At 64.3% G+C, this 22,229-nt stretch carries 19 protein-coding genes and 3 tRNA genes; 12 read left to right on the top strand and 10 right to left on the bottom strand.

Annotated elements, in window-relative coordinates:
- The 6 genes from NJF35_RS18035 to NJF35_RS18060 form a co-directional block, all read right to left on the bottom strand.
- Positions 1-618: cache domain-containing protein (locus tag NJF35_RS18035; protein WP_253091343.1), on the bottom strand; the 618-nt coding region annotated here is incomplete at its 3' end.
- A 141-nt stretch (positions 619-759) separates the two neighbouring features.
- Positions 760-1,761, bottom strand: a complete 1,002-nt coding sequence (locus NJF35_RS18040; RefSeq protein WP_253091344.1) for a hypothetical protein — start codon at positions 1,759-1,761, stop codon at positions 760-762.
- Positions 1,762-1,989: 228 nt separating this feature from the next.
- The gene (locus NJF35_RS18045; protein ID WP_225790133.1) at positions 1,990-2,685 is read right to left on the bottom strand and encodes a GntR family transcriptional regulator; all 696 of its coding nucleotides are present in this window, start codon (positions 2,683-2,685) and stop codon (positions 1,990-1,992) included.
- Positions 2,686-2,701: 16 nt separating this feature from the next.
- Positions 2,702-3,412, bottom strand: a complete 711-nt coding sequence (locus NJF35_RS18050) for a FadR/GntR family transcriptional regulator (protein ID WP_225790134.1) — start codon at positions 3,410-3,412, stop codon at positions 2,702-2,704.
- Positions 3,413-3,478: 66 nt separating this feature from the next.
- Positions 3,479-4,792 carry a C4-dicarboxylate transporter DctA gene (locus tag NJF35_RS18055; protein WP_253091345.1) on the bottom strand — a complete coding sequence of 438 codons (1,314 nt, stop codon included), beginning with the start codon at positions 4,790-4,792 and terminating at the stop codon, positions 3,479-3,481.
- A 217-nt stretch (positions 4,793-5,009) separates the two neighbouring features.
- Positions 5,010-5,345 (bottom strand): helix-turn-helix domain-containing protein, encoded by a 336-nt coding sequence (locus NJF35_RS18060; RefSeq protein ID WP_225790136.1) that lies wholly within the window; start codon positions 5,343-5,345, stop codon positions 5,010-5,012.
- A gap of 407 nt (positions 5,346-5,752) precedes the next feature.
- On the opposite strand from NJF35_RS18060, the gene NJF35_RS18065 reads away from it, so the two are divergent.
- A complete protein-coding gene (locus tag NJF35_RS18065; RefSeq protein ID WP_253091346.1) occupies positions 5,753-7,435 on the top strand; it encodes a putative bifunctional diguanylate cyclase/phosphodiesterase in 1,683 nt (560 codons plus the stop codon).
- Positions 7,436-7,746: 311 nt separating this feature from the next.
- On the opposite strand, the gene NJF35_RS18070 is transcribed toward NJF35_RS18065, so the two are convergent.
- On the bottom strand, positions 7,747-9,525 hold the full coding sequence (locus NJF35_RS18070; protein WP_253091347.1) for a sigma-54-dependent Fis family transcriptional regulator: 1,779 nt from the start codon (positions 9,523-9,525) through the stop codon (positions 7,747-7,749).
- A 223-nt stretch (positions 9,526-9,748) separates the two neighbouring features.
- Between NJF35_RS18070 and NJF35_RS18075 the strand changes: the two genes are divergently transcribed.
- From NJF35_RS18075 to NJF35_RS18100, 6 genes are read left to right on the top strand one after another with little or no spacing between them, the layout of a single operon-like run.
- A complete protein-coding gene (locus NJF35_RS18075; RefSeq protein ID WP_253091348.1) occupies positions 9,749-10,843 on the top strand; it encodes an ABC transporter ATP-binding protein in 1,095 nt (364 codons plus the stop codon).
- Positions 10,843-11,940: an ABC transporter ATP-binding protein gene (locus tag NJF35_RS18080; protein ID WP_253091349.1), complete on the top strand. Its 1,098-nt coding sequence runs from the start codon at positions 10,843-10,845 to the stop codon at positions 11,938-11,940. Before NJF35_RS18075 ends, NJF35_RS18080 begins: the two co-directional genes overlap by 1 nt.
- Entirely contained in the window at positions 11,937-12,800 is an 864-nt protein-coding gene (locus tag NJF35_RS18085; protein ID WP_225790141.1) for a carbohydrate ABC transporter permease, read from the top strand. The genes NJF35_RS18080 and NJF35_RS18085 overlap by 4 nt, the downstream gene beginning before the upstream one ends.
- 3 nt (positions 12,801-12,803) lie before the next feature.
- Complete coding sequence (locus tag NJF35_RS18090) at positions 12,804-13,604, top strand: carbohydrate ABC transporter permease (protein ID WP_225790142.1); 801 nt, start codon at positions 12,804-12,806, stop codon at positions 13,602-13,604.
- A 12-nt stretch (positions 13,605-13,616) separates the two neighbouring features.
- Positions 13,617-13,889 (top strand): DUF2160 domain-containing protein, encoded by a 273-nt coding sequence (locus tag NJF35_RS18095; RefSeq protein ID WP_225790143.1) that lies wholly within the window; start codon positions 13,617-13,619, stop codon positions 13,887-13,889.
- 34 nt (positions 13,890-13,923) lie between these two features.
- Positions 13,924-15,660: an extracellular solute-binding protein gene (locus NJF35_RS18100; protein ID WP_225790144.1), complete on the top strand. Its 1,737-nt coding sequence runs from the start codon at positions 13,924-13,926 to the stop codon at positions 15,658-15,660.
- A 325-nt stretch (positions 15,661-15,985) separates the two neighbouring features.
- Here the strand turns inward: NJF35_RS18100 and NJF35_RS18105 are convergent.
- From NJF35_RS18105 to NJF35_RS18115, 3 genes are all read right to left on the bottom strand, one after another.
- A tRNA-Leu gene (locus NJF35_RS18105) sits at positions 15,986-16,070 on the bottom strand.
- A 57-nt stretch (positions 16,071-16,127) separates the two neighbouring features.
- Positions 16,128-16,203 (bottom strand) — tRNA-His (locus tag NJF35_RS18110).
- Positions 16,204-16,253: 50 nt separating this feature from the next.
- Positions 16,254-16,330, bottom strand: a tRNA-Arg gene (locus tag NJF35_RS18115).
- Positions 16,331-16,619: 289 nt separating this feature from the next.
- Between NJF35_RS18115 and folD the strand changes: the two genes are divergently transcribed.
- From folD to clpX, 5 genes are all read left to right on the top strand, one after another.
- Positions 16,620-17,474, top strand: a complete 855-nt coding sequence (gene folD, locus NJF35_RS18120) for a bifunctional methylenetetrahydrofolate dehydrogenase/methenyltetrahydrofolate cyclohydrolase FolD (protein ID WP_225790145.1) — start codon at positions 16,620-16,622, stop codon at positions 17,472-17,474.
- Between the two features lie 643 nt (positions 17,475-18,117).
- Positions 18,118-18,417: a DUF6388 family protein gene (locus NJF35_RS18125; protein WP_225790146.1), complete on the top strand. Its 300-nt coding sequence runs from the start codon at positions 18,118-18,120 to the stop codon at positions 18,415-18,417.
- 250 nt (positions 18,418-18,667) lie between these two features.
- On the top strand, positions 18,668-19,981 hold the full coding sequence (gene tig, locus NJF35_RS18130) for a trigger factor (protein ID WP_225790147.1): 1,314 nt from the start codon (positions 18,668-18,670) through the stop codon (positions 19,979-19,981).
- A 90-nt stretch (positions 19,982-20,071) separates the two neighbouring features.
- Entirely contained in the window at positions 20,072-20,713 is a 642-nt protein-coding gene (gene clpP, locus NJF35_RS18135) for an ATP-dependent Clp endopeptidase proteolytic subunit ClpP (protein ID WP_225790148.1), read from the top strand.
- A gap of 108 nt (positions 20,714-20,821) precedes the next feature.
- The gene (gene clpX / locus NJF35_RS18140; RefSeq protein WP_043213487.1) at positions 20,822-22,105 is read left to right on the top strand and encodes an ATP-dependent Clp protease ATP-binding subunit ClpX; all 1,284 of its coding nucleotides are present in this window, start codon (positions 20,822-20,824) and stop codon (positions 22,103-22,105) included.
- Positions 22,106-22,229 lie beyond the last annotated feature (124 nt).

Here is a 22,229-nt window from a genome sequence, read left to right on the forward strand (position 1 = left end):
GGGGCTGACGATCACCTGGCCGTCGCGGTCGGCCAGGAAGGCATGGCCGATGCCGCCGAAGTCCACGGCGTTGATGATGTCCACCAGGGTGTCCAGGCTCAGGTCGCCGCCGACCACGCCCAGCAGTTCAGCGTCGGCACGGGCCTTCACCGGGATGGCGATGGTCACTACCTGGCCGCCCACCGAGGCTTGGTAGGGCGGGGTCAGCAGGGTCTGGTCGGCGGTCACCGCCGCGGTGTACCAGGGGCGCTGGCGCGGGTCGTAGCCGTCGGGCATCTTGGCGTCCGGACGTTGGGTGAACAGCCCGTCGTTGCGGCCGAAGTAGGTGAACTGGAAGTTGCGGGTATAGGACGGCTGGTCGACCAGCCCCGGCAGGTTGTCGCCGGCACCTTGCTGGGCGATGTCCTGGGCTAGGTTCTCCAGCACCAGGATGCGCCCGCTCATCCAGTTCTGCACGCTGCTGGCGGTCTGCGCGCCGGCCTGGCGTACGGAGGCCTCGATGTTCTGGCGGATGATGTTGCGCTGCAAATAGTCGTTGTAGAGGGTGAACGAGGCGAATGCCAGGACCACGACGGCGCAGGCGCTGAGCAGGATCTTGTGGCGGAATTTCAGGTTCATGTTTCGAGACCTTGGGCCAGTGGGAGGGGGCGCCGCGCGCTTGTGGCGCGCATGGCGGGACCTGTCATCACCGGTATCGGCCGATCCTGAAAAATATTGAAAGGCCCTGCGTCGTAGGACATGGCCGGAATTCGTAACCCATTACTCGCGCGCCCTTGGCGTGCTGCCCAGCAGGCTGTCCTCGACTTGCCCGGACAGGTAGTAGACCCCGGCCATGGCGCCGCTCTGACGGTTCTCCATCAAGTCGCGCCATTCCTCGTTCAGTGCCACGTTGAGGATCACCCGCAACTGCTCGACCATCTGCGGGTGCTCCTGGTCATGGCTGACCATGCCGAAGCCAGCCACCGCCACCGAGATCATCGCCCCGGCCGCCTTGCCCACCGCCGCCGCGACGGCGCTGGCGATGCCACGCGGGGCGAGGGTGGCGCCGAGTTTCTCGCTGGCGCGGTTGGCCACCGACGACAGCCCCGCCTGGGTCTGCCCCGGCGCTCGGGTGGCCTGCTGGTGCAGGTGCTGGCGCAGGGCCTGCCAGGCCGGTTGCTGTGCCAGGGACTTGGCCCGCAGGAGCTGGTACAGCGTGGCGTCGCGCGCCTGCGGTGGGCCCAGGGCGATGGCCGGGATGCGGTTCAGGCGTTGGCTGAATTGGTCGGGCGGGGCGTTGTAGCGTTGGATGATGGCCGGCAACTGCTGGCCGAGCAGTTGCAGGTACAGCTCGCTGGCGCGGTCGCGAATGGCTTCGGGGTCGATCTGTTCGGCGACGGGTTCGATCACCCGCTTGTGGTACTGCGCCTGCAGGTATTGGGCCAGGCGCCGTTCCGGCGGTTGCGCGCCGTTGCCGCTGTTCATCTTGTACCAGGCCACCTTGAGGGTGAGCCATTGCTGGGTCCAGTAGCCGGTGAACCAGGGGATGAAGTCGCTCTCGGTGCGTCGCTGCACCTGCTCCTTCCAGACCCGCATGGAGCGCCGGGCATAGTCGTTGGCCGAGCCGGTGGCGGCGACCGAGGCGCCGATCAGATCCTGGTCGATGCGCTGCCAGACCGCCGGTGTCGGGGTTATCGGCGGCGGAGCAGGGGGCTGCTTGCTGGCGCAGCCAGACAGCGCCAGGAGCAGGCAGAGCAGCAGGAGCGGGATGCGCGGGTTCACGCGGCGAGCCTCCCTGGATAGAGGCTGGAGTGATTCCCTGAGTATAGGTGGGGGGAGGTGGGGGCTGATCAGTTAAGCGGGGCCTTGTCATGTTGGGGCTGCTTTGCAGCCCATCGCGGGCAAGCCCGCTCCTACAGGTTCGGCGCCGCTCTGAAGAATGGCGCAGTCTCTGTGGAGCGGGCTTGCCCGCGATGGGCCGCAAAGCGGCCCTGAATGGCTCGCCAGGGGTTACGCCTGGCCGCTCTCATCCAGGTCGAGCTTGGCCTCCAGGCGGTCCAGGTGTTCGTTCATCAGCGCCTGGGCCGTTTCGACGTCACCGCTTTCCACGGCATCGATGATCGCCGCATGCTCCTGCCAGGCGCAGTGCTCGCAGCAGGGCGACTCGTAGCGGGCGATGATCAGCGAGGTCATCGGCACCAGCCCGTTGAGAAAGCGCGCCAGCGGCGCATTGGCCGCCACCTGGGCCAGCTTGAGGTGGAACTCGCCGCCCAGGCGGATCGCCGCGCAGCGTTCGCCGTGTTCGTGGTGCAGGCGCTCGCGTTCGACCAACTGGCGCAATTGGCGGATCTGCGCCGGGCGGGCGCGCTGGGCGGCCAGGCTGATCAGCGTGCTCTCGGCCAGGCGCCGGGCGCTGAGCACCTGGCGCGCCTGCTGCGGATCGGGGGTGGCCAGGTGCGCGGTGTGGCTGGGGCGCTGGACCACCACCTGCTGGTCCGACAAGCGTCCCAGTACCCGGCGGATCACCGTGCGGCTGACCCCGAAGGCATTGCCCAGGGCCTGTTCGGGCAAGGCGCTGCCGGGCGGCAGGCGCTGCTCGAGGATGGCGTCGAACAGGCGCGGGTAGATCTGCTCGGCCGACAGGCGGGTCTCGCCGGCGGCGAGCAGGGCTGGCAGGTGAGGGGCGGCGTGGGCGCAGGCGGTCATGGTCGCTCTCCTGGGGTCATGGGCCCGGGTGTTCGTCGGGGATGTTCAGTTCGATGCCCATGCGCTGGCCCTCCTCGAGGATGTGCCGGCGCATCTGGGCACTGGCCTGGGCGCTGTTCTTGTCGCGGATGGCACGCACCACGGCTTCGTTCTCGGTCAGCCGCGCGGCCAGGTGTTCAGGCGAGTTGCGCAGCATCTCGGCGCTCTGCTTGAGGGCATTGCCGGTCTGCTGCACCACGCTCTGGAAGATCGGGTTGGTGGTCAGGGCGAACAGCGCCTCGTGGAAGGCGATGTAGGCGTTGACGCCGGCCTCGCTGTCACCGGCCTCCAGGGCCTCGCGCATGTCCATCAAGGTCAGGCGCAGTTGGCCGATGTCCTGGCTGTTGGCCGATTGGGCGACCAAGCCGACGATGAAGGGCTCGAGGGTGTAGCGCAGTTCCAGCACGTCGGCCAGGCTGGCCGTGGCCAGGGTGTCGGCGGCCTGTTCCTGCTCCTGGGCGGCGACCTCGGCCTCGAGCACCAGCACGCCCTTGCCGGGCAGCGAGCGTACCAGGCCCTGGGTTTCCAGCACGGTCACCGCTTCACGCAGGCTGGGCCGGCTGATGCCCAGCTGTTCGGCCAGCTCGCGTTGGCCGGGAAGCATCTCGCCGCTGCGCCACTGGCCGCGGGCCAAGGCCTGGCGGAGTTTTTCCACCACCGAATTGACGACGGTCGATGAGCTGATCACGGTTCGCTCCCTTGAAGTTGCATCGGGTCTCCTTGCGGCCGGCGCATCGCACCGGCCGCGGGTCATTCAGAATTCCTGCTGGTGGGCCTGGGGGGGCTGCTTGCGGGGCGTCGGCGCGAAGCCAGGCTTGCCGGACAGTACATTGTGCGCACGCTCCAGGTCGATGTCCTTCTCCCAGCGGGCGATGGCCACGGTGGCGACGCAGTTGCCGATCAGGTTGGTCAGCGCCCGGCCGATGCCCATGAACCAGTCCACCGCCAGCACCAGCACCAGGCCCACCACCGGGATCGCCGGCACGGCGGTCAGGGTCGCGGCGAGGATCACCAGGGCCGAACCTGGGATGCCATGGGCACCCTTGGACGTCACCAGCGACACCAGTAGGATGGTCAGCAGGTCGGTCATGGCCAGCGGCGTGCCGGTGGCGTTGGCGATGAACACGATGGCCAGGGTCAGGTAGATGGAGAAGCCGTCGAGGTTGAACGAGTAGCCGGTGGGGATCACCAGGCCCACGGTGGAGCTGCCGATGCCCAGGTGCTCGAGCTTGCGCATGATCTGCGGCAGCACGGCGTCGGAGGAGGCGGTACCGAGGACGATGGTCAGCTCCTCGCGCAGGTACTTGATGAACGGCAACAGCTTCATGCCCGACAGGCGCATCACCGTGCCGAGGATGATCAGCACGAAGCCCGCGCAGGTCAGGTAGAACAGCGCCACCAAGCCGCCCAGGTGCTGCAGCGACTCCAGGCCGTACTTGCTGGTGGTGAAGGCGATGGCGCCGAACACGCCCAGCGGCGCCAGGCGCACGATCATGCCCATGATGCGGAACACCACGTGGCTGAGCTCGTTGATCAACCGCGAGATACCCGAGGCCGACTCGCCTACCAGGTTCAGCGCGCTGCCGAACAGCACCGAGAACAGCAGCACCTGGAGGATGTTGTTGTCGGCGAAGGCGCCGACCACCGATGTCGGGATCAGGTCCATGAAGAATGCTGCTGCGCCGTGGATGTGTTGGCTGCGCTCGGCCAGGTTGCTGGCATCGGCGCTGGAGAGCTGGTCCAGGTGGATGTTGGCGCCGCTGCCGATGCCGGTGCTGAAGGCGAACACCAGGCCGATCACCAGGGCGATGGTGGTCAGCACTTCGAAGTAGATCACCGACTTCAGGCCGATGCGTCCGACCTTCTTCAGGTCGCCCGCGCCGGAAATGCCGCTGACCACCACGCAGAAGACGATCAGGCCGATGAGCATCTTGATCAGCTTGATGAAGCCGTCACCCAGGGGTTTGAGTTGCAGGGAAAGGTCGGGGAAGCTGAGACCGCAGGCAATGCCGAGGGCCAGGCCCAGCACGACTTGGAGGAAGATCGAACGCGAGCACCATTTGAGCATGGGAGGGATCTCTGGTCGGTGTCCTTGCTTCGATGCCGGGAGGGGCGAAAGAGCGCAGGACTTAATTATTGTGGTCTTACCGGTTTGTTCAGCGCCGGATCATAAAACCGTGAAATTTTCGTTTTTGCAAGGATTTTTGGCCTTACCGGTCTGACCAGTTGTGGTGCAGTCTGGTACAACACGCTCTGGGACGGTGCAGAGGGGTCAATGGGGCCGTTCATCGCTCCCGGGGCGGGGCTTCAGGCGTGGCCAAGGCCTGGTCCACGGCTGCAATTAGCTTGCCAAGGTCCTTGGGCGGGGCCTTGTGGATCACGCCGAACAGGTAGGCACGCTGCTCCTCTTCGTCGTCCGGTTCGGCGAAGAAGGCCTTGGGTTTGACGCCCAGCACCGTGGCGAATAGCAGGAGGGCATCGATGCTGGGGGTGTAGGTACCGGTCTCGAAGCGGCTGATGGTCTTGGGATCGAAGCCGGTCCGCTCGCCAAGTTGCGCCTGCGTGAGGCCCGCCAGCTTGCGATAGCGGCGCAGGGCAGAGCCCAGACCTGATCTCGTCATCGCTTGTTTCCCATTTGGAATCAAGAACTTAACGCTAAATTTCAGCGTAAGGCAACAGCATGCGGCATCACCTTTGTTGGCAAAATGTGATGGTGTTCGTAGAATTCGATTTTCGGCCGATCAGCCATCGTTGATGTACGGGCCTCGGCCGGGTTCGTGCCGGGCCGTAAGTGAAGGCGCCAGCGGATATTGGAACTGATCGAGGATGAACGGTTCCGGCCTGCCTCCGTCATGGGGCGGGGCGTCGGATCGTCAGTGAATGGAGTCTCATCGTGCCTCTCGACCTGCCGGGTTTCCCGGCCGAACACTGCGTTCCCGACCAGCCACGGCGTATGCTTCATTGGCATGGTCGGATCGGTGCCGGGCCTCGCGCCCTGGCACGGCTCTTCGAACGCTAGGGTGCCGCGATGGACGAAAACTACCGCGCCGCCGTGGATGCCGCCGCGATCTTCTCGGAAACCGACCTGCGTGGGCGGATCACCTACGTCAACCAGCAGTTCTGCCGTATTTCCGGCTACAGCCGTGAGGAGTTGCTCGGGGCCAACCATCGCATTCTCAATTCCGGCCTGCACGAGCCGGAGTTCTTCAGCGGCATGTGGCGTGCCCTGGTCGCCGGCAAAGTGTGGCGGGGCGAGATCTGCAACCGTGCCAAGGACGGTTCGTTGTATTGGGTCGACAGCACCATGGTGCCGCTGCTCGATCCGCTCACCGGGACGGTGCGCAAGTACGTGTCGATCCGTTTCGACGTCACCGAGAAGCGCCAGCTGCTGCATACCCTGCAATGGCGGGTCGGTCACGATGTGCTGACCGGCCTGCCCAACCGCGCCTACCTCTGCGACCTGCTCGGCCAGGCCATGGCCTTTTCCCGCCGGGAAGACATTTCCCTGGCGGTCTGCATGCTCGACCTGGATGGCTTCAAGGCGGTCAACGACGGCTATGGCCATGCCGTCGGCGACCTGCTGCTGGTCGAGGTGGCGCAGCGCCTGAAGGGTATCTTGCGCGGTGGCGATGCGGCGGCACGGCTGTCGGGAGACGAGTTCGTGCTGATCCTGCGGCATGTCGAAGGCAGCCGCCAACTGCATGCCGCCCTGCAACGGATTCTCCGGGCCCTGGCTGCGCCCTATGTGATCCGCGGTCAGCCGCTGTCCTTGAGCGCCAGCATCGGCGTCACCCTGTTCCCCCAGGACGACGAGGATGCCGACACCCTGGTGCGCCATGCCGACCAGGCCATGTACGTGGCCAAGCAGCGCGGGCGCAACCGTTACCATGTGTTCGACGTGTCCCAGGAACTGGAACTCAGGGCTACCCACCAGGCCGTGGCCCGGGTGCGCAAGGCCCTGCGCCAGGACCAACTGGTGCTGCACTACCAGCCCAAGGTGAACATGCGCAGTGGCCAGGTGCTCGGCTTCGAGGCGTTGCTGCGCTGGCTGCACCCGGACAAGGGGGCGGTACTGCCTGGTGAGCTCCTGTGGCAGGTGGAGCAGACCGACCTGGTCGTGGAAATCGGCGAATGGGCCATCGGCCAGGCCCTGGCACAGTTGCAGCGCTGGCAGGGCTGCGGTTGGTCGGTGAGCGTCAACATCGCCGCCCGACACCTGCAGAGTGGCGACTTCGTCGAACGCCTGGAGGGGTTGTTGGCACGGTACCCAGGCGTGGGCCCGGGGCAACTGGAGCTGGAGATCGTCGAGTCGGTGGCGGTCGACAACCTGCAGCACGTCAGCCGCTGCCTGGAGGCCTGCCGGGCGCTGGGGGTAGCGGTTTCCCTGGACAACTTCGGCACCGGCCATTCCTCGCTGAACCACCTCAGGTGCCTGCCGGCCCGGACCATCAAGATCGACAGCACGTTCGTGCGCGATATCCTGCATGACCCTGATGAGCGGGCGCTGGTCCGTGCGGTGCTCGGCCTGGCCCATGCCTTTGGCCGCAGGGTGATCGCCGAGGGGGTGGAGAGCCTGGAGCATGGGCGGGTGCTGATGGAACTGGGGTGTGACCTGGGCCAGGGGCATGGCATTGCCCCGCCGATGCTGGCGCAGGCGGTGCCGGGATGGGTGCAGGGGTACCGGCAGCCGGTGGCGTGGCGGCAGGTGTGAGTCGGGGAGGGGATGGTAGGAGGAAGAGAGGGCTTGCGAGTACTGGGACCGCTTCGCGCCCCATCGCCGATTGGTGAACACCGCTGGACCCTGTGGGAGATCCCCCAGCCTTTGGGCTGCGCTGTCACGCAGAGAACTGATAGTGGCTTTACGCGGCCCCTGTGGGAGCGGGTCCCTGCTAAATCAATGAGTTAGCGTTTGTTCTATGAGCGCGGCCTTGTCGGGGCGCCGTACCGGTCGGAAAGGGGCGCGAAGTGGCCTCAGATTGCAGTAGGAAGTGGCCGCCACAGCAAGAAAGCCGGCTCACCCGCTCACTCGTTCGAGGCCGCCATCCCTCGCTCCCGCAGCCGCTTGTATAAAGTCGTGCGGCTGATCCCCAATGCCCGGGCCACCGACGAAAGATTGCCATTGGCCTGGCGCAGCAACTCGCCCAGGTCCGCCTCGCGTGGCGCCGCGCACACGGGGTACACGGACTCTTCCACCTCGGCCAGGAAGCTGCCGGGCAGATGCTCCACGCCAATGGGGGCCGGCCCCGCCAAGGCCAGGGCCACCTGCATCACGCTGACCAGCTCGCGCAGGTTGCCCGGCCAGGGATGGCGCTCGAACAAGACGAGGATCTCGGCCGGCAGGCGCTCCGGCTGGCCAGGCTCGCGGTAGCGCGCATGCACCTGTTCGATCAGCGCCCGCCGGTCGCTGCGCTCGCGCAAGGGCGGCAGCAGCACTGCCAGCCCGGCGATACGGTAGTACAGGTCCTGGCGGAAGCGCCCCGCCCGGACCTCGGCGGCCAGGTCGCGGTTGCTCGCCGAGACCACGCGAATGTCCACCGCCACCGGTTCGCCGCTGCCCAGCGGCTGGATGCTGCGCGTCTGCAGCACGCGCAGCAGGCGGGCCTGGGTCGGCAGGGGCATGTCGCCGATCTCGTCGAGGAACAGGATGCCCTGGTCGGCCTTGCGGATCAGCCCAGGGTTGCCCTTGTGATGGGCGCCGGTGAAGGCGCCTTTCTCGTAGCCGAACAGTTCCGACTCCACCAGTTCGGCAGGGATCGCCGCGCAGTTGACCGCCACCAGCGCTTGCCCGGCGCGGCTGCTGGCCTGGTGCAGGGCCTCGACGAAGACCTCCTTGCCAACGCCGGTCTCGCCCTGGACCAGCACCGGTATGTCCTTCTCCAGCAGCAGGCCGGCCTGGGCCAGGGCTTTTTCCAGCCGCGGGTCGCCGCTGCGGGGCGAAGGCGGGAGGGGCGCGCCATGCGGTGCATGCCATAGGCAATGGAAGCGATTGCGGCCGGTGGCCTGCAGGGCGAAGGCCTGGCCTTCGGCCTGTGCCAGGATCTGCCGCAGGGGGATCTGGAACAACTGCTCCAGGCTGTGTTGCAAGGGGGTGCGGCCGAGCAGGCTGTCGGCCCGGTGGTTGGCGGCCAGCACCCGGCCGCGCTCATCGAACACCAGCAGGCCGGCCCAGGGGCTGTCCAGGTTGTCCGGGGCGCTGTTGAACAATAGCTGCCGGTGCTGCCCGCCATGGCGAGCCAGGATCAGGCGGTTCTCCAGGCTCTGGCCCATCATGCGTACCAGGCCGAGGGTCTGGGCGGCGGGCAGGTAGCCGTCGCTGGCGACATCGAGCACACCCACCAGTTGGCGCTCGGCATCGAACAAGGGCGCCGCGGCGCTGGCCATGTAGCGGTTCTGGCGCAGGAAGTGCTCGTCCTGGCCCACATGCAGCGGCTCGCCGCAGACCAGCGCGGTGCCCAGGGCATTGGTGCCCACGCCGCGTTCGTGCCAATGGGCGCCGGCGACGAAGCCGTGTTGCTGGCGCGGGTCGACGAAGCGCCGCGTGCCCCATGCGTCGAGCAGGCAGCCGCTGGCATCGCCGAGCATCACCAGGTAGCTGGAGTTGCCCAGCAGGTGCGCGTAGTGCGGCAGGACCTCGTCGCGGGTCAGGCGCAGCAGGGCCTGGCGGCGTTCCAGCAGGGCGTTGAGCTCGGCCTTGGTGAGGCAGTCGAAGTCCGGCGCGCTCTGGGGCTCCAGGCCATGGTCGCGGCAACGCGCCCAGGAGGCCTGGATCAGTTGGGCATGGGTCGAAGCGGATGCGGCCATGGGCCTGTCCTTTAGGGTTATCGTTTTCTGCCGACCGCTGTTCAGTGTCGTCCAGGGTTGTTCATTGTCAAACCCACAGCTGTTCAGTTGTTCAGCGAATGTGTTCAGTTGCGAACCGGTGCTGGCCACTGTGAGCGCCCCACGCCCCGGGCCAGAGCGGGTGAGGGAAACTGGCACGGAACTGGCTTTTTTCGTCGGACGATCACCACAGGAAGGCCACGCCATGTCTCTGGTGCTGGAACAGGTCAGCCGTAGCGTCGACAACCAGGCATGGATCGCCGACGCCAGCCTGCGCCTGGAGCCCGGATCGTTCAATGTCCTGCTGGGCCGCACCCTGGCCGGCAAGACCAGCCTGATGCGCCTGATGGCCGGCCTCGACCGCCCGGACCGTGGCCGCGTGCTGATGGATGGCGAAGACGTCACTGGCCGGCCGGTACGCTCGCGCAACGTGTCGATGGTCTATCAGCAGTTCATCAACTACCCGACCCTCACGGTGTTCGAGAACATCGCCTCGCCCCTGCGCCAGGCGCGGCTGCCCGAGCAGCAGATCCGTCGCCGGGTACAGGAAACCGCCAAGATGCTGCACATCGAGCCCTACCTCCAGCGCCTGCCATTGGAGCTCTCCGGTGGCCAGCAGCAACGCACGGCGATGGCCCGGGCATTGGTCAAGGATGCCTCGCTGATCCTGTTCGACGAGCCGCTGGTCAACCTCGACTACAAGCTGCGCGAAGGCCTGCGCCAGGAGCTGCGCGCCCTGTTCGCCGCGCGCCGCTGCATCGCCGTGTACGCCACCACCGAGCCCAGCGAGGCCCTGGCCCTGGGGGGCACCACCACCCTCCTGCATGAGGGGCGCATCATCCAGAGTGGTCCTACGGCCGAGGTCTACCACCGCCCCTGCAACGTGCTCGCCGCCGAGCTGTTTTCCGAGCCGCCGATCAACCTGGTGCTCGGACGTATCAGTGGTAACGAGGTGAGCCTGGCCGACGCCGTGCACTTCGCCCGCAATGCCGACCTGCGCCACCTGGGCGATGGTGGCTACCGCTTTGGCGTGCGGCCCAGCCACATCACCCTGGTGCCATCCCACGATGACGACCTGGAGCTGGCGGTGCTGGTGGAACTGGCCGAGATCAGCGGTTCGGAGACCTTCCTGCATGTGCGCAACGAGCACTGGCGGATGGTCCTGCACCTGCCCGGCGTGCACGAATACCCGGTGGACACGCCGATACGCGTGTTCATCCCCACCCACAAGCTGTTCGTCTTCGACAGCGACGGGGTACTGGTGCAGGCACCGGGCCTGCGCGAAGCGAGGAGCGCCTGATGGCCGAGATCCGCCTGCGCCGACTGGCCCATAGCTACGAGCGTCGACCATCGACCCAAGCCGACTACGCCCTGCATGAGCTCGAACACGTGTGGGAGCAGGGCGGGGCCTACGCCTTGCTCGGGCCGTCGGGCTGCGGCAAGTCGACCCTGCTCAATATCATTTCTGGCCTGCTCAGCCCGTCCCAGGGCGAGGTGCTGTTCGATGACCAGCCGGTCAACCACCTCTCGCCCCAGGCGCGCAACATCGCCCAGGTGTTCCAGTTCCCGGTGGTGTACGACACCATGAGCGTCTTCGACAACCTGGCCTTTCCGCTGCGCAATCAGGGCCTGGATGAGGCGCGGGTGCGCACCCGGGTCGAGGAAATCGCCGAGGTGCTCGAGCTCGCCGGGATGCTGGGCAAGAAGGCGCGCAACCTCAGCGCCGACGAGAAGCAGAAGGTCTCCATGGGCCGTGGCCTGGTGCGTGACGATGTCTCGGCGATCCTCTTCGACGAGCCGTTGACGGTGATCGACCCGCACCTGAAGTGGAAGCTGCGGCGCAAGCTCAAGCAGATCCACGAGCAGTTCAACATCACCATGATCTACGTCACCCATGACCAGTTGGAGGCTTCGACCTTCGCCGACAAGATCGCGGTGATGCATGGCGGGCGCATCGTCCAGTTCGGCACCCCGCGAGAATTGTTCGAGCGGCCTGGGCATACCTTCGTCGGTTATTTCATCGGCAGCCCGGGGATGAACCTGGTCGAGGTGCGTGCCGAGGGCCGCGGGGTGGCCTTCGGCGATGTGCACCTGACGCTGCCGGAGGGGATCGTCGAACGCCTCGCCGAGCGCCCCGGCGCGCGGCTGCAGGTCGGCATACGCCCAGAGTTCGTGCAGGTCTGGGACGGGCCGTTCGACGGTGCTTTCGAGGCCCGCGTGCTGGATGTGGAAGACCTGGGCACCTACCGCATTCTCACCTTCGCGCTGGGCGGTGCGACGCTCAAGGCGCGCCTGGGCGAGGATCGCACCTTCCCCACCGGGACGGCCTGGGTCAGCCTGCCGGCGCAATGGCTGATGCTCTATGCCGACGACGTGCTGGTGGAGACTCAGCCGTGAACAAGGTGCCGAACAACAAGGCCTGGTGGCTGGTGCTGCCGGTGTTCGTCCTGGTGGCGTTCAGTGCCGTGGTGCCGATGATGACCGTGGTCAACTATTCGGTGCAGGACATTTTCGACCCGTCCAACCGCTATTTCGTCGGCACCGACTGGTATCGCCAGGTGCTGCGCGACCCGGCCCTGCACGATGCGCTGTTGCGTCAGTTCGTCTACTCGGGTTGCGTGCTGCTGATCGAGATTCCTCTGGGGATCGCCATCGCCCTGACCATGCCGGGCAAGGGGCGCCTGGCGTCGGCCTGCCTGATCGTCATGGCCATCCCGCTGCTGATCCCGTGGAACGTGGTGGGCACCATCTGGCAGATTTTCGGGCGTGCCGATATCGGCCTGCTCGGCGCGACCCTGGGGCAACTGGGGATCAACTACAACTATGCCAGCGACCCCTTCGATGCCTGGATCACCGTGCTGGTGATGGATGTCTGGCACTGGACGTCGCTGGTAGCGCTGCTGTGCTATTCCGGCCTGCGTGCGATACCCGACGTCTACTACCAGGCCGCGCGCATCGACCGTGCCTCGGCCTGGGCGGTGTTCCGGCACATCCAGTTGCCCAAGCTGAAGAACGTGCTGTTGATCGCGGTGATGCTGCGCTTCATGGACAGCTTCATGATCTACACCGAGCCGTTCGTGCTCACCGGCGGTGGGCCTGGCAACGCGACCACTTTCCTCAGCCAGACCCTCACGCGCATGGCGGTGGGGCAGTTCGACCTGGGGCCGGCGGCGGCGTTTTCGCTGGTGTATTTCCTGATCATCCTGCTGGTGTCCTGGCTGTTCTACACGGCCATGACCCATGCCGACAAGGACTAGGCCATGACCCTGCGCAAGGCGTTGCCGCTGCTCCTGTACGTGCTCTTCTTGCTGGTGCCGATCTACTGGCTGCTGAACATGTCGTTCAAGAGCAACAGCGAGATCCTCGGCGGCCTGACCCTGTGGCCACAGGACTTCACCCTCGACAACTATCGGGTGATCTTCACCGATGCCAGCTGGTACAGCGGCTACATCAATTCGCTGTACTACGTGTGCCTGAACACCCTGATCTCGCTGGCGGTGGCGCTGCCGGCGGCCTATGCCTTCTCGCGCTATCGTTTCCTGGGCGACCGTCACCTGTTCTTCTGGCTGCTGACCAACCGCATGGCGCCGCCGGCGGTGTTCCTGCTGCCGTTCTTCCAGCTGTATTCGTCCATCGGCCTGTTCGACACCCACATCGCCGTGGCCTTGGCCCATTGCCTGTTCAACGTGCCGCTGGCGGTGTGGATCCTCGAGGGGTTCATGTCTGGGGTGCCCAAGGAAATTGACGAAACCGCCTACATCGACGGCTACAGCTTCCCGCGCTTCTTCGTGAAGATCTTCATTCCGCTGATCGGCTCGGGGATTGGTGTCACGGCGTTCTTCTGCTTCATGTTTTCCTGGGTCGAGCTGCTGCTGGCGCGCACCCTGACCTCGGTGAGCGCCAAGCCGATCGCTGCGGTGATGACCCGCACCGTGTCGGCCTCGGGGATCGACTGGGGCGTGCTGGCCGCCGCTGGGGTGCTGACCATCCTGCCGGGCATGCTGGTGATCTGGTTCGTGCGCAACCATGTGGCCAAGGGTTTCGCCCTGGGCCGGGTGTGAGGAGGGCAGACGATGGAGTGGATGGCCTGGACCTTGCCCACGGCGCTGTTCTTCGCCGCCGTTGGCGTGCTGTTGGTGTGCATGACGTTTTACGAGCTGCGCCGCCCGTGCCTTGCGCGCCGCGGTTTCCTGCCGATCGCCACCACCCGCGGCGACCGGCTGTTCATCGGCCTGCTGGCCAGCGCTTACCTGCACTTGCTGGTGATCGGCGTCAGCGACTGGCCGCTGTGGGTAGCCTCGCTGCTGTCGCTGGCCTGGCTCGTGGTGGTGCTGCGCTGGGGCTGACCGGCGCCGTGGATCAATCAATCGGGAGAGCACAATGTTCGATAACGACAAGAACCGGCGACATCTGACCCTGGCCGTGCTGCTGCTCGTCGGCGTGCAGGGTTCGACCTGGGCCGACCAGTACGAGGACGCGGCGAAGAAGTGGATCGACAGCGAATTCAAACCCTCGACCCTGACGCCGGAGCAGCAGTTGGCCGAGCTCAAGTGGTTCATCAAGGCGGCCGAGCCGTTCCGTGGGATGAAGATCAACGTGGTGTCGGAAACCATCACTACCCACGAGTACGAGTCCAAGGTGCTGGCCAAGGCCTTCAGCGAGATCACCGGCATCCAGCTGACCCACGACCTGCTCCAGGAGGGCGACGTGGTGGAGAAGCTGCAGACCCAGATGCAGTCGGACAAGAACATCTATGACGGCTGGGTCAATGATTCCGACCTGATCGGCACCCACTTTCGCTATGGCAAGGTGGAGTCGATCACTGACCTGATGGCCAATGAAGGCAAGGCCTACACCTCGCCGACCCTGGACCTGCAGGATTTCATCGGCCTTTCCTTCACCACCGCGCCAGATGGCAAGGTCTACCAGTTGCCGGACCAGCAGTTCGCCAACCTCTACTGGTTCCGTGCCGACTGGTTCGAGCGGCCGGAGCTCAAGGCCAGGTTCAAGGAGAAGTACGGCTACGAGCTAGGGGTGCCGGTGAACTGGTCGGCCTACGAGGACATCGCCCAGTTCTTCAGCGAGGACGTCAAGGAAATCGATGGCAAGCGCGTCTACGGGCACATGGACTACGGCAAGAAGGATCCATCCCTGGGCTGGCGCTTCACCGACGCCTGGTTTTCCATGGCCGGTGGCGGCGACAAGGGCCTGCCCAACGGCCTGCCGGTGGACGAGTGGGGGATTCGCGTCGAGGACTGCCATCCGGTCGGCTCCAGCGTCACCCGTGGCGGCGACACCAATGGCCCGGCGGCGGTGTATGCCACGCAGAAGTACGTGGACTGGATGCGCGCCTATGCGCCCAGGGAGGCGCAGGGCATGACCTTCTCCGAGGCAGGGCCGGTCCCGGCCCAGGGCAACATCGCCCAGCAGATCTTCTGGTACACCGCTTTTACCGCCGACATGACCAAGCCTGGTCTGCCGGTGGTCAACGCCGATGGCACACCGAAATGGCGCATGGCGCCGTCGCCCAAGGGGCCGTACTGGGAGGAGGGGATGAAGCTGGGCTACCAGGATGCCGGCTCGTGGACCTTCTTCAAGTCCACCCCCGAGAAGCAGCGCCTGGCCGCCTGGCTGTACGCCCAGTTCGTCACCTCCAAGACCGTGTCGCTGAAGAAGACCATCGTCGGCCTGACACCGATCCGCGAGTCGGACATCAACTCCCAGGCCATGACCGACCTGGCGCCCAAGCTCGGTGGGCTGGTGGAGTTCTACCGCAGCCCGGCGCGGGTGCAGTGGACGCCCACCGGCACCAACGTGCCTGACTATCCGCGCCTGGCCCAGCTGTGGTGGAGCCACATCGCCGAAGTGGCCAGCGGCGAGAAGACCCCGCAACAAGCCCTGGATGGCCTGGCCCGCGACCAGGACCGCATGCTCGAACGCCTGCAGCGCTCCAACGCCCAGGCCACCTGTGCACCCAAGCTCAACCCCGAGCGCGATGCCCAGTACTGGTTCGACCAGCCGGGTGCGCCGAAGCCGAAACTGGCCAACGAGAAGCCCAAGGGGGAGACGGTGAGCTATAGCGAACTGCTCAAGTCGTGGGAGGCGGCGCGCAAGTGATCGGGTGGGGAACCCTGGTTGTTCCGTCGCCGGCTTTCAGCGGTTTCGTCATTTGAGGCCGCTTCGCGGCTCATCGCCGGCAAGCCGGCTCCCACAGGGGGCCGGTAGCGCTCACGAATCACGTGTCATGCCCAGGGCTCTGTGGGGCGGCCTTGCTGGGGGAGGGGCATGATCGACATGCTTGAGCACGCATTCAAACTGGAGAAATCGACCTTCCAGATACGACAAAGGCAGCTAAAAAGCTGCCTTTGCGTGCCCGAGATTCTCAAGGTCTTCCCAATCTTGTGAGCGGCTGGGGAGAAGCCTTTGAAAACGGGCAGTCATATGGTGCGGACGAAGAGACTCGAACTCTTACAGCTTGCGCCGCTGGAACCTAAATCCAGTGTGTCTACCAATTTCACCACGTCCGCGTGGAGCACTTAAAGCAAAGGCGCCAGATTATACAATCAAGGCGCCTTTGTGGAATATGGGGTGGACGATGGGAATCGAACCCACGACAACTGGAATCACAATCCAGCGCTCTACCAACTGAGCTACGCCCACCATATTGCGGTACTGCGTTACAACTTCACTTGCGTGCCAAAGCTGCCTAATGGCGCACCCGGCAGGACTCGAACCTGCGGCCATCCGCTTAGAAGGCGGATGCTCTATCCAGCTGAGCTACGGGCGCATATTCAATCTGCTTTCTGTTACGATTGCAAATCAACTTTCAGCCCTACCGAACAAGCTAGCAAATCCACTCATTCTGCCTGACCTTGCTAACCAGTGCTAGGCTCTGCCCGACAAGTGCGACGAATGTTATAGACGAGCCGAAAGGTCGTCAACACTTTTTTCAAAAAAATTTAGTTTATTTAAGGGGTTAGGGGATTTGCCCGACCACCCGCCTTTGCCCTCGGGCCGTGTCGTGCGAGAATGCGCCCTCTTTTTATGTTCCCTTCTCGATGGTTAATCACGCGTCTATGACTGCACACCTAATCGATGGCAAGGCGATCGCCGCCAACCTGCGCCAGCAGATCGCTCAACGTGTCGTGGAGCGTCGCCAGCAAGGCCTGCGCACGCCTGGCCTGGCGGTGATCCTGGTCGGTACCGACCCCGCCTCCCAAGTCTATGTCTCGCACAAGCGCAAGGACTGCGAGGAGGTCGGCTTCATTTCCCAGGCCTTCGACCTGCCCAGCGATACCACGCAGCAAGCCCTGAGCGACCTGATCGACCGCCTCAACGACGACCCGGCCGTCGACGGCATCCTCCTGCAGCTGCCACTGCCTGCGCACCTGGACGCCTCGCTGCTGCTCGAGCGCATTCGCCCGGATAAAGATGTCGACGGCTTCCACCCCTACAATATCGGCCGCCTGGCCCAGCGCATCCCACTGCTGCGCCCCTGTACCCCCAAGGGCATCATGACCCTGCTGCACAGCACCGGCCAGGACCTGTATGGCATGAATGCGGTGATCGTCGGCGCCTCGAACATCGTTGGCCGCCCGATGGCGATGGAGTTGTTGCTGGCCGGCTGCACCGTCACCGTCTGCCACCGCTTCACCAAGGACCTGGCCGGCCACGTCGGTCGCGCCGACCTGGTGGTGGTGGCCGCCGGTAAACCGGGCCTGGTCAAGGGTGAGTGGATCAAGGAAGGTGCCATCGTCATCGACGTCGGCATCAACCGCCAGGAAGACGGCAAGCTGGTGGGCGACGTGGTGTTCGAAACCGCCCTGCCGCGCGCGGGTTGGATCACCCCGGTGCCAGGCGGCGTCGGCCCGATGACCCGGGCGTGCCTGTTGGAAAACACCCTGTATGCAGCGGAAGAGCTGCATAAGTAAGACGGCGCGTGGCGATTTTTCTTATCGCCGCCGCAGGTCCTGTGGGGCCAGGCTTGGCGCAATGCCAGCCAATCAAGTGGCATTGGGGCTGCAAGGCAGCCCCCTTGGCCCACGGCTCAAACACCTCGTCTTACACCTCCCCATAACGCTCGCTCGAATCGCGCACCCCTGGCCTTTGCGTACGCGATAATTGGCGAGCCCAAAAATAATTGATTTGCATTTCCCTTTTTCCGACCTTCGCGTGACCTCTCTTGCAAGAACATTTCAATCTGCAAGGGAGCGCTACGTGGAAAGCACACAGCCGATGCGATTACGCAAGTGGTAAAGCCAGCGGTGATGGTCGTTGTACAGCGTGCCCAGGTGGGCATTGAGCGCAGACGGGGAGTGACTGGTGTCCATTTGGAGCGAGACCGGCGTCGGCAAATCGAGTGCTCATTATATCGAGATTTATTCTCATATGAGAGTGACTGTTATTTTAGATGTGGTGCTCCACTTTGCCGTGGGCTCGAGTCGGACGGTTTCAGTGCTCCAGGCAGACCCGGGCGTGCCGATTGGCGTGCGGAGCTGGTGGCGGCCTGGTAAAAACTGATAGATTTCAGCCGGTTGAAAAGGGGGCTCGCAGCCCCGATAAAGGAAGAGTCGCATGATCGCAAAAGAAGCCCGCCAGGCATTGGCGCTGCAGCGCTTCGCCGAGGCCAATCCGCAGCTGCTCGAGGAAATCCGCGAACTGGATGCGCGCGAGCAGGCCCAGCAGATCCAGTGGGCTTTCGAGGATGCGGCCGATGAGCAGGGGGTCGAGCCCTGGGAACTGGCCCTGCAACTGATCGCCGAGAGCCCTGAGCAACTGAAGGCCATGCGCCTTGAGGTGCACCGCGAGGTGGCCGAGGCGCTGGGCTTGGCGTGGGAAGAGTACTGCCAGTTCAACGAGATCGATGCCCAATAGGCACTCCCTGCGTTTCGCTGCATTTGTTTGACAAGTTTTTACAACCCGCGCGATGACCAACCACCGCCGCGCGGCCAGCATCTGGAAAGGGTCCGACGGCGCGCCGTGCGGGCTTTTCAATGAAATCGACCGGCGTGGTTTCCCATCGTCCCGGGTGGGGTGACTTCTGGTGCGCGAGTCACTAGAATGCTTGCCCTTGATTCTGGAGTCGGGCTATCGCCGGCTAACGTCTGTGCAACGAGGAATATCCATGCAAGTTTCTGTTGAAAACACTTCCGCTCTCGAGCGTCGCATGACCATCGCCGTTCCGGCCGAGCGCGTCGAGACCGAAGTCAACAAGCGTCTGCAACAGACTGCCCGTCGCGCCAAGGTTCCAGGCTTCCGTCCTGGCAAAGTGCCTATGAGCGTGATCCGTCAGCGTTACGAAGACGCCGCCCGTCAGGAAGCCTTCGGTGACCTGGTCCAGGCTTCCTTCTATGAAGCCGTGGTCGAGCAGAAGCTGAACCCGGCTGGCGCCCCCGCGGTAGAGCCGAAGTCCTTCGAGAAGGGCAAGGACCTGGAATTCGTCGCCATCTTCGAAGTCTTCCCCGAGTTCACCGTTGCCGGTTTCGAGTCGATCAACGTCGAGCGCCTGAGCGCCGAAGTGGCCGACGCCGACCTGGACAACATGCTGGAAGTGCTGCGCAAGCAGAACGTGCGTTTCGAGGCCGTCGAGCGCGCCGCGCAGAACGACGACCAGGTCAACATCGACTTCGTCGGCAAGATCGACGGTGAAACCTTCGCCGGCGGTTCGGCCAAGGGCACCCAGCTGGTGCTGGGCTCCGGCCGCATGATCCCGGGCTTCGAAGACGGCCTGGTCGGCGCCAAGGCCGGTGAAGAGCGCGTCGTCAACGTGACCTTCCCCGAGGACTACCAGAACCTCGACCTGGCCGGCAAGGCCGCCGAGTTCACCATCACCGTCAACAGCGTCGCTGCTCCGCAACTGCCGGAATTGAACGAAGAGTTCTTCGCCCAGTTCGGCATCAAGGAGTCTACCCTGGAAGGTTTCCGCGCCGAAGTCCGCAAGAACATGGAGCGCGAGCTGCGCCAGGCGATCAAGGCCAAGGTCAAGAACCAGGTCATGGACGGTCTGTTGGCCGCCAACCCGATCGAAGTGCCCAAGGCGCTGCTGGAAAACGAAGTCAACCGTCTGCGCGTGCAGGCCGTCCAGCAGTTCGGTGGCAACATCAAGCCAGAGCAACTGCCGGCCGAGCTGTTCGAAGAGCAGGCCAAGCGTCGCGTGGTCCTGGGCCTGATCGTCGCCGAAGTGGTCAAGCAATTCGAGCTCAAGCCGGACGAAGCCAAGGTTCGCGAGATGATCGAGGAAATGGCCTCGGCCTACCAAGAGCCTGAGCAGGTCATCTCCTGGTACTACAAGAACGACCAGCAGCTGAACGAAGTCCGTTCGGTTGTGCTGGAAGAACAAGTTGTAGATACTGTCCTGCAGAAAGCGACTGTGACCGACAAGTCGGTCTCGTACGAGGAAGCCGTCAAGCCAGCGCAGGCACCTGCCGCCGCTGAGTGATTTCCTCCCTCGTAGGAAACCCCCACAAGCCAGCCTTCGCGCTGGCTTGTGCGTATTCAAGCCATGACTATTTGGGAGTGAGTGCAGGACATGTCCCGCAATTCTTATATTCAGCAGAGCTCTGACATCCAGGCCGCAGGCGGCCTGGTCCCGATGGTTATCGAGCAGTCCGCCCGTGGCGAGCGCGCCTACGACATCTACTCGCGCCTGTTGAAGGAGCGGGTGATCTTCCTGGTCGGCCCCGTCGAGGACTACATGGCCAACCTGGTAGTGGCGCAACTGCTGTTCCTTGAAGCGGAAAACCCGGACAAGGATATCCATCTGTACATCAACTCGCCGGGTGGCTCGGTCACTGCCGGGATGTCGATCTACGACACCATGCAGTTCATCAAGCCGGACGTCTCGACCATCTGCATCGGCCAGGCCTGCAGCATGGGCGCCTTCCTGCTGGCTGCCGGTGCCCGTGGCAAGCGTCACTGCCTGCCGAACTCGCGCGTGATGATCCACCAGCCGCTCGGCGGCTTCCAGGGCCAGGCGACCGACATCGAGATCCATGCCCAGGAAATCCTCAACATCAAGGCGCGCCTGAACGAGCTGCTGGCCTACCACACCGGCCAGGACCTCGAGACCATCAAGCGCGACACCGAACGCGACAACTTCATGAGCGCCTCGCGCGCGGCCGAGTACGGCCTGATCGACTCGGTCTACGACAAGCGGCAACTGGCGTCCTGAACCAAGGTGCCAGAGCGGGTGGGCGCGGAATGCGCCTACCTGCGGACTTGAAAAAGCCCGCGATTGCCTTCATCTTGTGTTTCATGCCTACCGGATTGGATCGATCGAATGACTGACACCCGTAACGGCGAGGACAGCGGCAAATTGCTCTATTGCTCCTTCTGCGGCAAAAGCCAGCACGAAGTGCGCAAATTGATTGCCGGGCCCTCGGTATTTATCTGCGACGAGTGCGTCGACCTGTGCAACGACATCATCCGTGAGGAGGTGCAGGAAGCCCAGGCCGAGAGCAACGCGCACAAATTGCCATCGCCGAAAGAAATCAGCGGCATCCTGGACCAGTACGTCATTGGTCAGGAGCGCGCGAAGAAGGTGCTGTCCGTAGCGGTGTACAACCACTACAAGCGCCTGAACCAGCGTGACAAGAAGGGCGACGAAGTCGAACTCGGCAAGAGCAACATCCTGCTGATCGGGCCGACCGGCTCGGGCAAGACCCTGCTCGCCGAAACCCTTGCACGCCTGTTGAACGTACCGTTCACGATTGCCGACGCCACCACCCTGACCGAAGCCGGCTACGTGGGCGAGGACGTCGAGAACATCATCCAGAAACTGCTGCAGAAGTGCGACTACGACGTGGAAAAGGCCCAGATGGGCATCGTCTACATCGACGAGATCGACAAGATCTCGCGCAAGTCGGACAACCCGTCCATCACCCGTGACGTCTCGGGCGAGGGCGTGCAGCAGGCACTGCTGAAGCTGATCGAGGGCACCGTGGCCTCCGTGCCGCCCCAGGGTGGCCGCAAGCACCCGCAACAGGAATTCCTGCAGGTCGATACCCGCAACATCCTGTTCATCTGCGGTGGCGCGTTCTCGGGCCTGGAAAAGGTCATCCAGAACCGCTCCACCAAGGGTGGTATCGGTTTTGGTGCGGAAGTGCGCAGCAAGCAGGAAGGCAAGAAGGTTGGCGAGTCCCTGCGCGAGGTCGAGCCGGACGATCTGGTCAAGTTCGGCCTGATCCCCGAGTTCGTCGGCCGTCTGCCGGTGCTGGCGACCCTCGACGAGCTGGACGAGGCGGCGCTGATGCAGATCCTCACCGAGCCGAAGAACGCCCTGACCAAGCAGTACGCCAAGCTGTTCGAGATGGAAGACGTCGACCTGGAGTTCCGCAGCGATGCGCTCAAGGCCGTTGCCCGCAAGGCCCTGGAGCGCAAGACCGGCGCCCGTGGCCTGCGTTCGATCCTCGAGGGCGTGCTGCTCGACACCATGTACGAGATCCCTTCGCAGAAGGACGTCTCCAAGGTGGTGATCGACGAGAGCGTCATCGATGGCACCTCGCAGCCGCTGCTGATCTACGAGAACAGCGAGCCGCAGGCCAAGGCCGCGCCTGACGCCTGAGTCGGAGCGTGACAGCGTGCAAGAAAGGGGCCTACGGGCCCCTTTCTGCTTTTCCTATCTCAACGCTTGTATTTTCCCGGGCCTGCCCCCACATTAGGTCCAAGCATCATTTCCACCGGTTTCC

The sequence above is a fragment of the Pseudomonas guariconensis genome (genome assembly GCF_024127895.1).
Taxonomy (GTDB): domain Bacteria; phylum Pseudomonadota; class Gammaproteobacteria; order Pseudomonadales; family Pseudomonadaceae; genus Aquipseudomonas; species Aquipseudomonas guariconensis_B.

Coding starts and splice junctions, on each gene's coding strand:
- NJF35_RS18090 (WP_225790142.1), top strand. CDS start 12,804: ATGACCCTGCGCAAGGCGTTGCCGCTGCTCCTGTACGTGCTCTTCTTG.
- NJF35_RS18060 (WP_225790136.1), bottom strand. CDS start 5,345: ATGACGAGATCAGGTCTGGGCTCTGCCCTGCGCCGCTATCGCAAGCTG.
- NJF35_RS18075 (WP_253091348.1), top strand. CDS start 9,749: ATGTCTCTGGTGCTGGAACAGGTCAGCCGTAGCGTCGACAACCAGGCA.
- NJF35_RS18080 (WP_253091349.1), top strand. CDS start 10,843: ATGGCCGAGATCCGCCTGCGCCGACTGGCCCATAGCTACGAGCGTCGA.
- clpX (WP_043213487.1), top strand. CDS start 20,822: ATGACTGACACCCGTAACGGCGAGGACAGCGGCAAATTGCTCTATTGC.
- NJF35_RS18125 (WP_225790146.1), top strand. CDS start 18,118: ATGATCGCAAAAGAAGCCCGCCAGGCATTGGCGCTGCAGCGCTTCGCC.
- NJF35_RS18070 (WP_253091347.1), bottom strand. CDS start 9,525: ATGGCCGCATCCGCTTCGACCCATGCCCAACTGATCCAGGCCTCCTGG.
- NJF35_RS18055 (WP_253091345.1), bottom strand. CDS start 4,792: ATGCTCAAATGGTGCTCGCGTTCGATCTTCCTCCAAGTCGTGCTGGGC.
- tig (WP_225790147.1), top strand. CDS start 18,668: ATGCAAGTTTCTGTTGAAAACACTTCCGCTCTCGAGCGTCGCATGACC.
- NJF35_RS18095 (WP_225790143.1), top strand. CDS start 13,617: ATGGAGTGGATGGCCTGGACCTTGCCCACGGCGCTGTTCTTCGCCGCC.
- NJF35_RS18100 (WP_225790144.1), top strand. CDS start 13,924: ATGTTCGATAACGACAAGAACCGGCGACATCTGACCCTGGCCGTGCTG.
- folD (WP_225790145.1), top strand. CDS start 16,620: ATGACTGCACACCTAATCGATGGCAAGGCGATCGCCGCCAACCTGCGC.
- clpP (WP_225790148.1), top strand. CDS start 20,072: ATGTCCCGCAATTCTTATATTCAGCAGAGCTCTGACATCCAGGCCGCA.
- NJF35_RS18065 (WP_253091346.1), top strand. CDS start 5,753: ATGGACGAAAACTACCGCGCCGCCGTGGATGCCGCCGCGATCTTCTCG.
- NJF35_RS18045 (WP_225790133.1), bottom strand. CDS start 2,685: ATGACCGCCTGCGCCCACGCCGCCCCTCACCTGCCAGCCCTGCTCGCC.